General features: G+C 47.1%; 14 protein-coding genes. 3 read left to right on the top strand and 11 right to left on the bottom strand.

Annotation, left to right across the window (positions count from 1 at the left end; all coding sequences use genetic code 11):
- Positions 1 to 57 precede the first annotated feature (57 nt).
- The 3 genes from MHI48_RS00610 to rpoE all read right to left on the bottom strand — a co-directional run bounded on the left by MHI48_RS00610 (position 58) and on the right by rpoE (position 3,298).
- Complete coding sequence (locus MHI48_RS00610; RefSeq protein WP_017691292.1) at positions 58 to 444, bottom strand: response regulator; 387 nt, start codon at positions 442 to 444, stop codon at positions 58 to 60.
- Between the two features lie 228 nt (positions 445 to 672).
- A complete protein-coding gene (locus MHI48_RS00605) occupies positions 673 to 2,277 on the bottom strand; it encodes a CTP synthase (RefSeq protein ID WP_036607266.1) in 1,605 nt (534 codons plus the stop codon).
- A gap of 451 nt (positions 2,278 to 2,728) precedes the next feature.
- Positions 2,729 to 3,298 (bottom strand): DNA-directed RNA polymerase subunit delta, encoded by a 570-nt coding sequence (gene rpoE / locus MHI48_RS00600; RefSeq protein WP_047841137.1) that lies wholly within the window; start codon positions 3,296 to 3,298, stop codon positions 2,729 to 2,731.
- Positions 3,299 to 3,759: 461 nt separating this feature from the next.
- Between rpoE and MHI48_RS00595 the strand changes: the two genes are divergently transcribed.
- Positions 3,760 to 4,914, top strand: a complete 1,155-nt coding sequence (locus tag MHI48_RS00595) for a S8 family peptidase (protein WP_076329944.1) — start codon at positions 3,760 to 3,762, stop codon at positions 4,912 to 4,914.
- 286 nt (positions 4,915 to 5,200) lie between these two features.
- Here the strand turns inward: MHI48_RS00595 and argS are convergent, their stop codons facing one another.
- The 5 genes from argS to MHI48_RS00570 all read right to left on the bottom strand — a co-directional run bounded on the left by argS (position 5,201) and on the right by MHI48_RS00570 (position 10,725).
- Entirely contained in the window at positions 5,201 to 6,880 is a 1,680-nt protein-coding gene (gene argS, locus MHI48_RS00590; RefSeq protein WP_076329945.1) for an arginine--tRNA ligase, read from the bottom strand.
- On the bottom strand, positions 6,877 to 7,302 hold the full coding sequence (locus tag MHI48_RS00585; RefSeq protein ID WP_017691299.1) for a DUF1934 domain-containing protein: 426 nt from the start codon (positions 7,300 to 7,302) through the stop codon (positions 6,877 to 6,879). Before MHI48_RS00585 ends, argS begins: the two co-directional genes overlap by 4 nt.
- Positions 7,303 to 7,567: 265 nt before the next feature.
- Positions 7,568 to 7,834, bottom strand: coding sequence for a DUF6171 family protein (locus MHI48_RS00580; RefSeq protein ID WP_036667692.1), 267 nt, complete (start codon positions 7,832 to 7,834; stop codon positions 7,568 to 7,570).
- Between the two features lie 3 nt (positions 7,835 to 7,837).
- Complete coding sequence (locus MHI48_RS00575; protein ID WP_076329946.1) at positions 7,838 to 9,319, bottom strand: alpha-N-arabinofuranosidase; 1,482 nt, start codon at positions 9,317 to 9,319, stop codon at positions 7,838 to 7,840.
- A gap of 218 nt (positions 9,320 to 9,537) precedes the next feature.
- A complete protein-coding gene (locus tag MHI48_RS00570; protein ID WP_076329947.1) occupies positions 9,538 to 10,725 on the bottom strand; it encodes a hypothetical protein in 1,188 nt (395 codons plus the stop codon).
- A gap of 628 nt (positions 10,726 to 11,353) precedes the next feature.
- Between MHI48_RS00570 and MHI48_RS00565 the strand changes: the two genes are divergently transcribed.
- Positions 11,354 to 11,485: a hypothetical protein gene (locus MHI48_RS00565; RefSeq protein ID WP_282615758.1), complete on the top strand. Its 132-nt coding sequence runs from the start codon at positions 11,354 to 11,356 to the stop codon at positions 11,483 to 11,485.
- Between the two features lie 308 nt (positions 11,486 to 11,793).
- Here the strand turns inward: MHI48_RS00565 and speB are convergent, their stop codons facing one another.
- Positions 11,794 to 12,663 carry an agmatinase gene (speB, locus tag MHI48_RS00560; RefSeq protein ID WP_036607280.1) on the bottom strand — a complete coding sequence of 290 codons (870 nt, stop codon included), beginning with the start codon at positions 12,661 to 12,663 and terminating at the stop codon, positions 11,794 to 11,796.
- Positions 12,664 to 12,678: 15 nt separating this feature from the next.
- A complete protein-coding gene (gene speE / locus MHI48_RS00555) occupies positions 12,679 to 13,506 on the bottom strand; it encodes a polyamine aminopropyltransferase (RefSeq protein ID WP_017691306.1) in 828 nt (275 codons plus the stop codon).
- 413 nt (positions 13,507 to 13,919) lie between these two features.
- On the opposite strand from speE, the gene MHI48_RS00550 reads away from it, so the two are divergent.
- A complete protein-coding gene (locus MHI48_RS00550; RefSeq protein WP_076329949.1) occupies positions 13,920 to 15,998 on the top strand; it encodes a transglycosylase domain-containing protein in 2,079 nt (692 codons plus the stop codon).
- Positions 15,999 to 16,201: 203 nt separating this feature from the next.
- On the opposite strand, the gene MHI48_RS00545 is transcribed toward MHI48_RS00550, so the two are convergent.
- Positions 16,202 to 16,705: a YwhD family protein gene (locus MHI48_RS00545; RefSeq protein WP_017691308.1), complete on the bottom strand. Its 504-nt coding sequence runs from the start codon at positions 16,703 to 16,705 to the stop codon at positions 16,202 to 16,204.
- Positions 16,706 to 16,783 lie beyond the last annotated feature (78 nt).

Raw genomic sequence — 16,783 nt, 5'->3', positions numbered from 1 at the left:
TCCCACCAAGTACCTTCTATGTTCTCCACACGCAAAAAAATCCTGTATCAACAGGATTCAGCTGCATTTATTGGCGGTACCGTTGCGAAGTTGCATATTCACAGCCACTCGCATCTCGTCGATATCAAACGGTTTCGTAAAGTGCATGAGCGCTCCGAGATCCGTGGCTTCCTTAATCATGTCCAGTTCACCATAAGCGGTCATCATGATCACCTTGATACCCGGATCAATTTCTTTAATATGCTTCAGGATTTCCAGACCGTCCATCCCAGGAATCTTCATATCGAGCAATACCAGGTCAGGCTTGTCATTATTCACAATCTCCAGAGCAACCTTGCCGTTGGGTGCTTGAAACGTGTTATACCCCTCACTGCTGAACACTTCCATTAACAGGATTCGAATACCATTCTGGTCATCAACAATCAAAACTTTTTTATCTTCCACTCTGTAACCTCCTAGAATTAGGAAAGCATGCACACCTTCGAATCTGGATAACTATCCCATAGTCGTCATGATAAGTATTCTACCTCTTCCATTAAAATCCTGCTACCTTCACAAAATGACAAAAAAGCATTCCCACCTGCTCTTTACGCAAAAAAAGGGATGTTCAGGCAGCCGCTATGGTTGCCAGGAACATCCCTAATATCTATTACGTTAACACAAAAAAATTTATTACTTCTGCGCATTCACCAGAGAAGCTTTTACAAAATCACGGAACAATGGTTGCGGACGGTTCGGACGGGAAGTGAATTCCGGATGGAATTGTACCGCCAGGAACCATGGGTGTCCTGGAAGTTCCACGATCTCAACCAGACGTCCATCCGGGGATGTACCCGAGATAACCAGTCCTGCTTTTTCGATCGTTTCACGGTATTCATTGTTGAACTCATACCGGTGACGGTGTCTCTCATACACCAGCTCGTCATCATAACAAGCCATCGCCAAAGAACCTTCCTGAAGCTTACAAGGATACAGACCCAGACGCATCGTGCCACCCAGATTCTCAATATCTTTTTGCTCAGGCAACAGGTCGATCACAGGGAATTCCGTAGCCGGATTAATCTCGGAACTGTTCGCACCATTCAAACCAACGATGGAACGTGCATACTCAATAACGGAAACCTGCATACCCAGGCAAATACCGAAGAACGGAATTTGTTTCTCACGAGCATAACGGATTGCCGATACTTTACCTTCAATACCACGATCTCCGAATCCACCAGGAACAAGGATACCGCCAATACCATGTAACAGGTCGCCTACATTCTCATCCGTAATATCTTCAGAAGGAACCCAGCGGATTTTCACATCAGCATTGGATGCAAATCCTGCATGAGACAACGACTCAACAACACTCAGGTATGCATCATGCAACGCTACATATTTACCAACAATAGCGATCTCAACTGTATGCTCCAACTTGTTGATCCGGTCAACCAGCCCTTCCCACTCGCTCATATCCGGTGCAGGAGTAGTCAGTTTCAGGTGATTTACCACGATCTCATCCAAGCCTTCTTCACGCAGGTTCAAAGGTACTTGATACAAGGTGTCTGCATCACGACATTCAACCACGGCATTCTCATCAATGTCGCAGAAAAGAGCGATCTTGGCTTTCATGTCTTTAGACAATTCATACTCCGTACGGCATACAATCACATTCGGTTGAATACCGATGCTGCGTAATTCCTTAACACTATGTTGCGTTGGTTTTGTTTTCACTTCACCAGCTGCTTTGATATAAGGAATAAGTGTTACGTGGATGTACATCACATTGTCGCGACCTACATCACTCTTGATTTGACGGATAGCTTCCAGGAAAGGCAAACTCTCAATGTCGCCCACTGTTCCACCAATTTCCGTAATAACCACATCCGAACCCGCTTCACGTCCAGCGCGGAATACACGCTCTTTGATCTCGTTCGTAATGTGTGGAATAACTTGTACCGTTCCGCCCAGATATTCCCCGCGCCGCTCTTTGCTGATGACGGAAGAGTATACTTTACCAGTCGTGACGTTGCTGTTTTTGGAGAGATTGATGTCAATAAAACGTTCATAGTGGCCAAGGTCCAGATCTGTTTCCGCGCCATCATCCGTTACAAAAACCTCACCGTGCTGATAAGGACTCATTGTTCCCGGGTCGATGTTAATATATGGATCAAATTTCTGGATCGTTACCTTAAGCCCTCTGTTTTTCAGCAATCTGCCCAGAGAAGCAGCCGTAATCCCTTTGCCCAGGGAGGACACAACTCCGCCCGTCACGAAAATATACTTTGTCACTGTTATTACCCTCCTAATATAAGTACAGAAATTCAGGCGATATATGGTGTTATCGTAACCTGTTTCCCAGGTAATCATCGTTAAAAAGAGCAATGGCAGAAATTCCCTGCATCTGCGAACTGCTCTTTCTGCGAAGTCGGTTTAAATACACGTTGTTCTACAGCAAAAAATGGTGCAAATATTCCGATGGCCTTCATTCCATTTGGTGTTTTTGATATACAAAAACGGGCCACGAAATGTTGGCCGGGAGCATACGGAAAAAATCATTTTGCAAAATTATGCCTCTAAAAATACAAAAAAAAGTACTCCCGCAGGACGGGGCACCTTCTATAAAAAACATAAATATATTGTCGCTCATTCATAAGCCCATGCAATAGTTTACCCGTTACCCCGTCTGCTGTCAAGGCTGACTATTCCGGGGAAACGGGTAAATTATAGACGTCAAAAATGACTATCGATTATCAGAATCGTCGTCAAATTCATCCTCGTTTTCGGACTCTTCTTCGTCTTCTTCGAGGTCTTCATCTTCCAGATCGTCATCTTCAACCAGCACTTCTTCTTCGCTGTCTTCTTCGTCAAAGATGTCGTCTTCTTCTTCCTCTTCTTCGTCTTCTTCTTCGTCTTTATCCGTGCTGTCGAAGCCTTCATCGCTGCTATAGCTGTCTTCTTCTTCACCGAAGTCTTCATCTTCCAGATCATCGTCTTCATCGTTGATGATACGCGGACGCTTCGCACCCGTCATGGAATCTTCTGTTCCAGCTACCGGATACCAGCGCTTTAAGCCCCACAGACTTGTACCGACGCAAGCAAAACGGCCATCGATATTAATCTCGGTATATAGCTGGGCGATAAACTCGTTGATTTCTTCATCAGTCATTCCGCGCTGCTTCGCTACCTCATTCATTAAGTCACGATAGTAATACGGCGTATTAGCCGCTTTCAGCACCATAAAGGCAAGGTCCACCAAAGGGATCTCTTTTACCTTTTCTTTATCAATTTTCAAATTGAGCGAGGTACTCACTGCAGACACTTCCTCTCACACAAAATTCACTTTTTAACCCCTACGAACTGGACTGTTACGTATAACATATCCATTAACAAACCTAAGTAAAACCTATTTAGCGTTAAAAAGCAAGTTTTTATGTACGGATGTGACGCAAATGCGGAGAGCAGCAACAATATGTCCACATATTAAACGTGAAGTGACATCAAACCCACAGGAATATCCTCTTTGCCAAAGAGACAACTCCATAATAAAAAAGACGGAGTCCCCTCCGCCTTCTGACTGTATACCCTTGGAGGATTACTCCTCACCAGGTTCCCCGCAAGAGCCCTCTAGCTCTCCATCCATCATATGTCCCTGCGCCCGTTTTGACACGAAGAGAATGTGTTTTTGTAAAAAAAGGGCAAGTTCCCCATGCGGCGGGATGAGCGCATTCATAGAATACCTCAGCATGTTCATCCCGAAGGGGGCTGCCCATTATGGACTATACTGGTTTATTGCATCAATTGATTGACGGAATGCGACGCCCTGAACCAGAACAGGGAGGGCGATATTTGATCCGATTTGCCAAACCGCAGCAGTACGAGGCCTGTCTCGTAGAATTGTCCCGAATGCGGAATGAATTCACCGACCTTGGGGCTGTCCGTTCCTCGCGACTGGCTCGTTCCATTATCGCTCCAGTCCACCGCCCGGAGGACCTATACCGCTATGGGGATGAAATTACGATTGAAGAAGACGTTCCCATCTCCCTTCATGCCACTGCACTCCACAGCAAACCAAGCAATGCTCAAGGCATACCCTGGGGAGTGAAGCAGATTCGGGCGCCCAAAGTATGGTCTGTGTCTACCGGACACCGGATTAAAATCGGTGTGATTGATACAGGTGCTGATTATCATCATCCTGATCTTCGTTATTCACTGGCACGCGGAATCAATCTGTTAAACCGCAGCCTGCTTCCTCATGATGATAACGGACACGGCACCCACATTGCAGGCACTATCGCTGCTGCCAACAGTACCGCAGGCATGATTGGTGTAGCTCCACGTTCCCTGATCTATCCGGTGAAAGCATTTGACCACAACGGATCGGCTTATGTATCCGACATTGTACTTGGCATCGACTGGTGTGTACGCAACAAGGTCGATATCATCAATATGAGCTTTGGCATGAAAACACGTAGCAAGGCGCTTCTTGACGTTGTCAACCGTGCGTACCATGCCGGAATCGTTATTGTTGCTTCGTCAGGAAATGACGGCAAACGCCGCAGTATTGATTACCCTGCACGGTATCCCCAGACCATATCTGTTGGGGCAACCGACAAAAACAGACGTATTGCGTCCTTCAGCAATCGTGGCGCATATGTGGATGTCTATGCACCCGGTGATAAAATTGTCTCCTCCTGGGTACAAGGAAAGCATCACGAGATGAGCGGCACATCCATGGCGACGTCCCATGTGAGTGGCGCTATCGCCTTGCTACTCTCCAAACATCCGGGGTTATCCCCTAGTGAAATCAAGACACTCGTCAAACGTGCTACGATCCCGCTGCGCGCCCGCAAGACCACCACCGCAAAAAGCAAGGTGCGTGGTGGTGAGATTGATGCCCTGAAGCTAATACAGGAGGGCGGCGAGTGAGCCAGCTCAGTCATCCGTCAGCAGAACTTGATTGAGGCTTCGTGGCGAAACGCAGTAGCCCGGCCCAGGCAGTACGCACGAGGGAGTATTACGTAGCGGCTGAGACTCTAGGTTACGCCTGCTGTGATGTCAGCGCAGGCTAGTGTGCCTTGGACCAGGCATTTCGTTTTCTTCAGCTAGGGTACACAACAAAAAAAGTCTCCATGTACCACGTTGAAGGCACTCAACATGGACATGGAGACTTTTTGCCTTAGGCAGAGCCGAGGATAGGCCGCGAGCCTGGAATTTACATTTTGTCAGGAGCGGTTACGCCTACCAGACGAAGCGCTGTTGCGATAACGGTACGTACAGCACCGATCAGTGCCAGACGTGCTTGAGTTTGCTGCGTGTCTTCCGTAATGACACGTTCTGCACGATAGTAGCTGTGGAACAGGGATGCCAACTCGTATACATAACGGATGATACGATGAGGCGCATATCCTGTTGCTGCTGCCGAGATTTCCTCAGGCAACTCTCCCATTTTGCGGAGAAGGTCATACTCGTGCTCTGTTGTCAGCTTGGACAGGTCAATCTGTGCCAGTGGCAACAGTTCAATACCTTGTTCTTCAGCCTGACGGTATACGCTACATACACGGGCATGCGCGTATTGTACGTAGAATACCGGATTCTCATTGGATGTCGAAATCGCAAGGTCCATGTCAAAGTCCAGATGGGAGTCCATGCTGCGCATTGTGAAGAAGTAACGGATGGCATCAATGCCGACTTCATCCATCAGATCTTCCATCGTTACAGCTTTACCTGTACGCTTGGACATCTTCACTTTTTCACCGTTCTGGAACAAGCTCACCATCTGTGCAATCAAGACCACCAGTTTCTCAGGGTCATTACCCAGTGCTTGCATCGCGGCTTTCATCCGTGGAATATATCCATGGTGATCGGCACCCCAGATGTTGATCATCGTGTCGTATCCACGAGCATATTTGTCGCGGTGATAAGCAATATCTGGCGTCAGGTAAGTATACGTGCCATCGTTCTTGATCAATACACGTTCTTTGTCATCACCGTACTGCATCGTTTTCAACCAAGTTGCTCCATCTTGCTCATAGATCTCATTGCGGTCACGCAATTCATCAAGCACTCGCAGCACTTCTCCGTTGTCGTACAGGGAAGTTTCGCTGAACCAGATGTCAAAGTTAACACGGAAGCGATTCAAGTCACGTTTGATCTTGTCCAGTTCCTTCTCCAGACCAAAGTCACGGAAATAAGCCGCACGGTCACCCGGATGCATGGACAGCAATTCGTCACCCTTTTCAGCAACAAGCTGCTTGGCGAATCCTTTGATATCTTCACCGTGATAACCGTCTTCAGGCATCTCAGCATCCTGACCCAGCTCTTGCAGATAACGAGCTTCAATGGAACGAGCCAGATTAAACACCTGATTACCTGCATCATTAATGTAGTATTCACGGGTTACATCATATCCTGCGTAGTCAAGGATGTTACATAGCGCATCACCTACAGCCGCTCCACGGGCATGACCCAGATGCAAACTGCCTGTCGGGTTGGCACTGACAAACTCCATTTCGACTTTGCGTCCTTCTCCGATGTTAATTCTTCCGTAATCTTCACCCTGCTCCTGCACAAGCACAAGTACTGGATAAAGGTAACTCTTGTCCAATTTGAAGTTAATGAATCCTGGGCCCGCAATCTCAGCCTTCTCGATTCCGGCTTCAGCCAGATTCAAATTGGCAATGATCTCTTCAGCAATCTGACGCGGATTGCGCTTGGCAATCTTGGTCAGCTGCATGGCAGCATTGGTCGCCAAGTCCCCGTGTGTCTTCTCACGCGGCACTTCCAATGTGATGGCTGGCAATTCGTCCTGCGTAACAATTCCGGCCGTCACAATGGCGTTGCCGATGGCCGTACTTACCCGTTCGTTAATCGTATCTAGTGGATTACGTGTCATGAAATTGGTTCCTCCTGTATATGCAAACTAATCGCGAAATGTCCGGATTCTTCATCAAAGCGGTAAAAGTCGTAGCTCCACGCTGCGCGTGCGCTCAATCCCTGAATGGAAAGTTCCAGCTTCTGTGTATGCGTGGACAGGGCAAACGACATGTATGGTGATCGGTAGAAACCAGGAAGCTTCCGATTCAATTCAAAAGTCTGCTCCGATTCCACCTCACCATGACGTATAATCTTGATGGATTGTCCGCCCAGCTTCAATGTTGTACGGGTTGTACCTCCCTCAGGTCCAACCTGCGGTTCTTCATAACGAACATAAAGAACAGACCCTTTTAACACGGCTTCACCCTGCATTTCCTGCAGCACATCTTCACCTTCATAACGGCTGTGCAGCCGGATGTGTACCGGTCGCATGTTCGACATGAATGTTAACCTCCATTATATTCGAGGCGACGCAAAATCAGGCACGGCTGGTGAGAACAGCCCTTCCCGTATTGTTGTGTCGCTATACGCGCTCATATTCCCGGATAGCTCGCTATCCTACACTCTACTGTATAACTATATCCAGTTCCCTCGCTCAATTCAAATCCAAATTCAGAGTTTTTTCCACATCAAGCCAAAAAAGAAGAGCTGCACCTGTAAAGTGCAACTCCCTTTTGCTTCATTATAATAAGATTCGTTCATCCGATCAGGCCCATTGCGATTCATAAGGAAAAGGACATGTCGACTCACTCAGCTTCGCTCGCACCTGTACGAGACAACCACAATGCCGACAAGTTGTGCCATATTGCAATCCCGGACAAGCAGAGCAGATGGATAGCCGACGTTCATATTCCTCATCCTGTACCGTCGGACGCGAACGTGAGGCAATCTCCACAAGTCTGGCCATTTTGGCATCGCTAATCTTCACATCGTACTGATCATTACAGCCCTTGCAAGGTTCCTGCCTTTTCATGCATTAACCCTCTACAGCGAGCACCCCAACCGATGCTGGTGGAAGGACAAAACGCAGTGTGTTATTCTCCAGTGTGATTCCATCCCACGCCACAGGCTGAACATGATTCGGCTGTTCAAAGGTATTGAATGCACCAAAATCAGTATGGTGCAGAATCTGCCCGTTTACTTTAGCCGCTTGAGCTGCATCCAGCTGACACACAACTTCCAACTCATCGGTATGACTCAGATTACAAGCTGTCACATGAATGACCCCATCCTTGTTGCGGGAAGCTGATAAGCTGAGCTGCGGAATGGTCTCTTCTCCGAAGGTATACCCAGGGCTTTCATAATTCAAATCCAGTCGCTGTGCATCCATATGAACCTGATACATATCAAATACATGATACGTAGGGGTCAGGAGCATTTTGTCCCCTTCCGTGAGCACAAGCGATTGAAGCACATTGACGATCTGCGCAAGATTTGCCATGTGTACCCGTTTATTATGTTGGTTGAAAATATTCAGGTTAACACCTGCAAGCACAGCGTCCCGCATCGTATTCTGTTGATACAGGAACCCTGGATTGGTTCCCGGCTCAACGTTATACCACGTGCCCCATTCATCCACAATAATGCCGACTCTGCCCTCTGGATCATATTTGTCCATAATCTCGGAGTGCTTCACCAGTAATTCATCCATATGGAGCGTCTTTTTCAAGGTAGTGAACCATTCAGCCTCACCAAATCCTGTAGCTGCGCCTTTATCATTCCACTCTCCTGTAGGGATAGTGTAATAATGAAGACTGATTCCATCCATAAAGCGAGCAGCCTCCCGCATCAGGACTTCCATCCATTCATAGTTACCTTCGTTCGGTCCACAAGCGATTTTATAAATCTCGTTTCCGGAATAGTTACGTACATATGTAGCATACCGGCGATATTCATCCGCATAATATTCAGGGCGCATATTGCCGCCGCATCCCCAGTTCTCATTTCCCACGCCAAAATACTTCATTTTCCACGGTTCTTCCCTACCATTACTCTTACGCCAGTTCGCCATCGGGGATTCGCCGTCAAACGTGATGTACTCCACCCATTCCTGCATCTCCTGCACGGTACCGCTACCCAGGTTGCCACTGATGTATGGCTCCGTGTCGAGCAACTCACATAATCTCAAGAATTCATGTGTACCAAAGTGATTGTTCTCTTCCACACCGCCCCAGTGTGTATTGATCATACGAGCACGCTCACTCTTCGGGCCTACACCATCTTTCCAGTGATATTCATCGGCAAAACAACCGCCTGGCCACCGAAGTACTGGAATATTAAGCTTCTGCAAGGCCGTTAATACATCATTTCGAATCCCATCCGTATTCGGAATGGGTGAATCTTCTCCTACCCACAGCCCCTCATAAATACAACGTCCCAAGTGTTCGGAAAAGTGACCATATATATTGCGATTTATTAATCCTTTATCAGAATCCGCCTTTAAAATAACATCAACCATGATTTCAACCTCCATATAATGTGTTGTTATCGCTTACAATAACTCGTTTTAGAGTAGGTTTCAACCGTTTTTATTTCTACACAAACAAGCCTCTTCCTGTGTAATTGATTAGGAAGAGGCTTGTTTGTTATAGAAATTCATACAGAGACTTACCAAATTGATTTTTATACATTTCTAATTTGGATTTGCCCGTTTATTATTTCAGAATAACAGGCTACTTAATCCTGCTCTGAAGGCAACAACATTTTTTGTGTCCACGTCGTTCCACCATCTATAGTCTGATAGATCGCAGGAGAGTTATCACTTGTGACTACGAGCCAACCCGTCTTGGCCGATGAGAACGAGATACGGGAACTGTATCCCGGATCTTTCAGGTCAATATTTTTCCACGTGGAACCTGTATCATAAGAACGTCCAATACCCACTTTGCCAGCTGCGGGTGAACCTGCAGACAGATACGCCGTCTGATTACCAATCAACGCCATGTTGCCGGGATGACCACCCGGGTTGGCTGGTCCGTTTCCTTTGCCCGTACTGTTTGTACCCGGTGCAGGACCTCCCCCTGCTGTGGATTGTGCAAATACTTGGGTCCAGTTCTTGCCTTGATTACCGCTCGCATAGAGGGAGTACGATTGTTGGGACATGCCTGCATCACCATACAAAAGGGCCCATACTTGCTGGCCATGTGCATACAGATCCCCTCCGCTCCATGTGTCTGAGACAACTCGAAGAGAGGTTGTCCAGTTCTTGCCGCCATCACTCGTTTGCTTCAGATGATATCCCGATCCAGGTACAACCACGACGGCATACCCTTGTTTCTCTGTTGCAAAGGCAGCTGCACGCGTGTTGGCAGGTGTATTCATTTTACTCCAGGTTACCCCACCATCCTTCGTCTGATATGCACCATTATAGGTGTAACCATAACCTACATCTTTATTGCGAAAATCAATTCGCTTGAATTGAATGCCCGGCGTATCGAGCCGCGTCCAGTGCGATCCCCCATCATGGGTACGGATCAGATAGGTTGCAGGTGAATCCTTCACTCGCGCCAGCGCATATCCGTTCACATTATTCGGAAAATCAAGCTGAGTGAATTGCCACTGCCCGGTATATATGGACTGCCACGTACATCCTGCATTCGAAGTACCGATCAGGAAGCCTTCACCCCCAGCTCGTCCAGTCGTATCATTAAGAAAATCAATGTCAGTAAATTGCAGGTGTTGCTCTTCCACACCGCTGCCCTTTTTTAATGTAGCAGATAGTCCATGATCTCCCTTTCCACACGCCTGTGAGGATGCAGCGTTAGCACCTGAGAGCGTATGTACCGGACCCATCCCCCAAGCCAGCGTTAACGATAATGCGAGTGCACCAATCCGTTTCCATGTCATTGTACTCTTGGTTGTCATCGTAACACCTCCTTTTATGGTTTTACCCAAATTTGATAGTTCTAACGTAACAATCTGATTAACCCCGATGACAATTTTGCAAGAAAAAAACCACCTTTACCCATGATTGGATCATGTAGGCAAGGGTGGTTCATCACCAAACATTGTGTACTCTAAGTTAAATGGGATACGTCACCACAGCAAGGATAACAAAACTGATACTTAATAAAAGGCATAAACTAAAATATATTTTGTTGTATTTATATTCCCGAATACTAAATGCAGCAAAAAGCATAGCCAGATCAGCCACCATCAACGTAAAGTTGAGAAATATCGTCACTGCTAATACAAAATTGATGACAAACACTATAAAAACTGCAGTCAGCCACTTGGGATACATACTCAATTGAGTCCGAATCACACGCATTCACATCCACCTTTCCCTTCCTCTATTTCCATATTATACACAAATATTAAGATAGAGTCATACGAAGGCACGATATCTGCGTAAGAGGAGAGTCCATACTAATACATGAAATAAATGGTAGAGTCAAGGGAACATACGTGCTATAATTAATGTTATGGACTTTTGAATATCGGTGGATGTTTTCCAGACCACGGCGCAGCTTCCCGAAAGGGGGTGACGTCGATGGTCAAACTTGCGGCGTTGCTTGATGTAATCCGATGGATTGCTGCGATCCTCAGTATTGTACTGAGTGGGCGAAAGCTTTACCGTTGGTTGCGCAAAAAGTTTCGTAGCAAGCGAAAACCCACCTCATAAGGTCGGAAGCCTGACGGTGGGTTTTGCTTGAATAGCATTATTTAGTTCATGCGCGCCGTGGCAATCCACAGCCTTTCGGGTCCTAAGAGTCTTTACCGTTGGCAGCGGTAAAGGCTCTTTTTAGTATATGACCGAACCCGATCACCATATACTTCACGAATGTAATATATCAATTAATATACTACTGAATACTTATGTAGTCAGTATAGCACAGCTCTGTACAAAAGTTAACAATACAAAACGCCCTCCCCTGCGCAAAGTTGAACCCGCGCAGACAGAGAGCGTTATACTTATCGATTATTCTGTGATTATTTCACGAATCCAAGCAGCATTTCACGGATCAGCTTCGCAGCTACAATCTGTGTCTGTTGTGTTGGATCATAGATTGGTGCAACTTCAACCAAGTCACAACCAACTACATTTACATCAGATCCTGCGATCATATGAATGGCTTCCAGCAGTTCCTTGGACGTAATTCCGCCCGCTTCTGCTGTACCTGTTCCTGGCGCTGCTGACGGATCAAGCACATCGATGTCGATGGTCACATACACCGGACGGTTGCCCATCTTCGGAAGAGCTTCCTTCATCGGAGCTGCCACTTCAAATGGATAGAAGTTGATGTTCTCGCGACCGTACTGGAACTCCTCACGGGAACCGGAACGGATACCGAACTGATAGATGTTTTTGCCACCCATCAACTCAGCTGCTTTACGCACTGGTGTGGAGTGTGACAATGGCTCGCCTTCATAGTTTTCACGAAGGTCAGCGTGTGCATCAATATGAATCAGAATAAGATCCGGGTATTTCTTGTACATCTGTTGGATGACTGGCCAAGTAACCAGATGCTCGCCACCGAGACCAACTGGGAATTTGTCGTCAGCGAGCAGACTGCCGATGTATTCATGAATTACTTCAAGGCTGCGTCCCGCGTTACCGAAAGGCAAGAGCAGGTCTCCAGCGTCAAAGTATGTCATGTCTACAATGCTTTTGTCGAGATATGGGCTGTACTCTTCAAGTCCAACCGATGCTTGACGGATATGAGATGGGCCGAAACGGGAACCCGGACGGAAGCTGACGGTGTAGTCCATCGGCATGCCATAGATAACCGCTTTGGAGTTCTCATAATCCTCAGAGCTGCAAATAAATACGTTTCCTGAATAAGCTTGATCCAGTTTCATTAATGATTTCCCCTTTTATTTCGTTAAATCTTCCACGAATTTAGGAAGTACAAATGCTGCTTTGTGCAGACGCGGAGAGTAATACTTGGTATCCATCTCCGGGATTTGAGTCTCATCCACTTCGAGCGGGTCATGTTTCTTGCTACCCATAGTGAATGTCCACAAACCACTTGGATAGGTTGGAATATTACAGCCGTACACATGTACGATCGGGAAGATTTCTTTGACGTCTTTGTTCACCTTCTGGATCAGATCCGCCTTGAACCAAGGGTTGTCCGTTTGGGCAACGAAGATTCCGTCTTCTTTCAATGCTTCGTAGATGCCTTGGTAGAACCCACGCTCAAACAATGGCGCAGCCGGGCCGACAGGCTCCGTAGAGTCTACGATGATCACATCGTATTCATTTTTATGTTCAATAATATGCATGTAGCCGTCGTTTACGAGCACTTCAACATTAGGCTCGTCCAACTTGCCGGCGATTTCAGGCAAATATTTTTTAGAGTATTCAATAACTTTACCGTCGATTTCGACGAGAACTGCTTTTTCTACAGCAGCATGTTTAATGACTTCACGAATGACTCCGCCATCGCCGCCACCGACAACCAGAACTTTTTTCGGATTCGGGTGAGTGTTCAGCGCAGGGTGTGCCGCCATTTCGTGATATACGAATTCGTCTTTTACAGTTGTCATCACCATGCCATCAAGAAGCAACATGTTACCGAATTCTTCGGTCTCTACCATGGCCAAATCTTGAAAATCCGTTTTCTCTGTAACATAGGTCTGCTTAATCTTCGCGGTGATCCCGAATACCGGGGTCTGTTTCTCCGTAAACCACAATTCCATAATCTCTACCTTCTTTCCGTAAAGTTAATGATCAGCCATACCCGACCAAGCGCTGTGCACTATAATCGGTTCGCCCAAGCACGTCCAGCGTTCGGCGCCATATCGCGTTATCATTGCTGGCCTGCGGGAAAGGTCCGCGGTTCACTTCATTATATAGATTAAATTTGACCAGAGCATGCAGAGCGTCTGACTAATCAATGAATCAATGACCATTCGTCTGTTCGTCCTTACGCGCTTTAGTATCTTGTGCCGAATCTTACCTTTTCATTACCCTTTTGCATTATACGCGATTGACGTTTATACTGCAAAACGGTTTTTAAGGCGGAAATGCTACATTTTGTTTGCTTATGCACCCGATTGAATATCCCTGCCAATCAAGTCCCATACTGGAAGAAAAGAGAGGAGCCCGTTCCATGACCAAGCCAAATCAAAAGACCCGCAAACGCGGGTTCCCTGTACGAAAATTCATTAAAAACCTGTCTCTGCTCGCCGTGCTCGCTATACTTGCTACCGCTGCAGGATTGGTCTATCTATACGCAACCAGCCTGCCCCTCGCAGACTCTGATCGGAATTCCAGATTACTGGACAGTCAGGGTGAAGTCATCGCTACCTTCTCCGCAGGTGGCAAAGACTCTGTACCCGTTCAACTAGAGGATATCGCTCCAGATCTGGTCAATGCCACTCTGGCTGTAGAGGACCGCAAATTCTATAATCACTACGGGTTCGACGTGCAAGGGATGGGACGGGCTGTGCTCGTTAACCTCGAACATATGCAGATGTCGCAAGGAGCGAGTACATTGACTCAACAGCTGGCGCGTAACCTATATCTATCTCATGAGAAAACATGGACTCGCAAAGCCAAGGAAGCCATGTACACGGCACAATTGGAGATGAAATACAGCAAGGATGAAATTTTGCAGATGTATCTGAACGAAATCTATTATGGGCATGGTGCGTACGGAATTGAAGCGGCTTCACGAATGTATTTTGGCAAATCAGCCAAACAGCTGGATCTTGCAGAGAGTGCCATACTGGCAGGAATCCCGAAAGGACCTACCTACTATTCACCCTATAACCATATGAAAAATGCCAAAGACCGACAGAAGATTGTGCTGAATGCCATGGCTGATATCGGCAAGATCACCCAGGCCGAAGCGGATAAGGCCTATGAGAAAATGCTTTCGTTCAAACCGGAGAGCGAGCGTAAAACGGTGGAAAGTGCCCCGTATTTCCGTGACTATATCCGGAATCTGGCCATCAAAGAGTTGGGAATCAGTGAAGCGATGCTGGATCATGGGGGATTGAACATCTACACCACCCTGGATCTGCGTGTACAAAAAGCAGCGGAAGACGCCATAGCGAAGGGTATGGATGCCAAAAGTGAGCTGGAGACGGCCCTCGTGTCCATCGACCCTCGTACGGGCTACATCAAAGCCATGGTAGGCGGCAAGAATTACCGTACCAATCAGATTAACCATGTACTGGCGACAACGCGCCAGCCAGGTTCGGCGTTTAAACCGATTATGTATCTGGCAGCCCTAGAGTCCAAACAGCTTACCAGTGCATCCATATTTAACAGTGAACCTACCCTGTTTCACTATGACAATGACCGCAAAACCTATAAACCCGGCAACTTTGGAGACAAGTATCTGGGTGAGATTGATCTAAGACAGGCGATCGCCGCTTCAGACAATATCTATGCGGTGAACACCATTATGCAGATCGGTCCTGAGCAGGTTGTGAGTATGGCAAAAAACCTCGGCATTACAAGCAACCTGAGCGCCGTACCTTCTCTTGCACTGGGAACGTCACCTGTCAGCCCGTTGGAGATGGCATCGGCCTTTTCCGTCATTGCTGCTGGTGGACAACGGACGCCGCCTGTCGCCATTCTGCAAGTAACAGATGCCGCAGGACGTGTACTCTATGAATCGCCTCAGACGAAGGCTGAGACGGTTGTGGAACCTGCGGCAGCTTATGTACTGACTCGTTTAATGGAAAGTGTCTTCGAAAATGGAGGAACGGGCAACCGGGTGTCTAAGGCGATCAAACGTCCGGTAGCGGGAAAAACGGGAACAACCAACAAAGATGCCTGGCTGGTTGGGTTCACACCTGAGCTCTCCACCGCGGTATGGGTTGGGTACGATCAAGGCAAATCCATCTCGACTTCGGATGGCCGCCGGGCAGCGCCGATCTTTGCCCAGTTCACAGAACAGGCCCTTGCGAGCGTACCACCCAAAATCTTCACCGTGCCTGATCATGTCGTAAGTGTATATATTGATCCGGAATCCGGCAAGCTGGCAGGCAACGGTTGTGAAGAGAAACGATTGGAAGTTTTTATTGATGGTACTGAACCGACAGAGGTATGCCATGGCACGACGGATGATTCGGATTCTGGAGAAGATGAGAAGACTCGTCAGGTACAGAATCAACAAGGCATACAGGAAGAGAAACATTCTTGGTGGGGAGATTTCAAACGTTGGTGGGTAGAATGACGTAAATGAGCGATGACTTAATTGCGTCACCTATAACATCTGGTTATATTGAACAATTGGAAACTCACTTTGGATGAAAACTCATAATTATTCAGATCGATGAATACGACTAAGGCACAAGCAAAAGACCCCCCCAACCGAACTTTCCGGTCAAGGGGCCTTTTGCTTTCTTTGTTTTAATACTTTGTTGAAATTGATCTGCCTTAGGCGAGTGCCTCCTTCAATACATCTGGAGAAGCATTCCACCAGTCTTCGTTGTGTGAGATCAGCAGTGTCTTAAGTGCAGCTCGAGCTTCAGGTCCAAGCTCATCCAGCATGAAGCGACGCTTCAAAGCATAATCCATGCGATTCACATGTTCCGCCAGAAGTTTCCATCCACGTCTTGCTTCCGTATCAATCCACATCTCACATGCCGTTGCTCCACCATACAGTTGGCCTTCCTCCGTGCGATCGACAGCTACCCATACCAGCCATACCTGGCGTCCGTTGGGTACATCTTCACGATTGGTTGAGAACTTGATATTGCGTTCCACTTTGCTCTTCGCATGCATCGCACCGATATCGATTTTGGCTTCGCCATTATCAATAATGACCGGGGAAAGGTTATTCAGCTCAATGGAGCCTGCACCGAAGCCTTTATGCTTGCTTTTTGCACTAACGATATTCAAGGCAATCTGTTTTTTGCCGTTTTGCTCGTTTTGGTCCATGTTTATAACCTCCAAGGGTTGATACAAATATTTTAACTAATAATTGTCCCATTGCAAACATATACATGCTGTAGATGC

The organism is Paenibacillus sp. FSL H7-0942 (assembly GCF_045040715.1).
GTDB classification, from domain to species: Bacteria; Bacillota; Bacilli; order Paenibacillales; family Paenibacillaceae; genus Paenibacillus; species Paenibacillus amylolyticus.
This window is presented reverse-complemented; position numbering and strand designations above follow the sequence as displayed.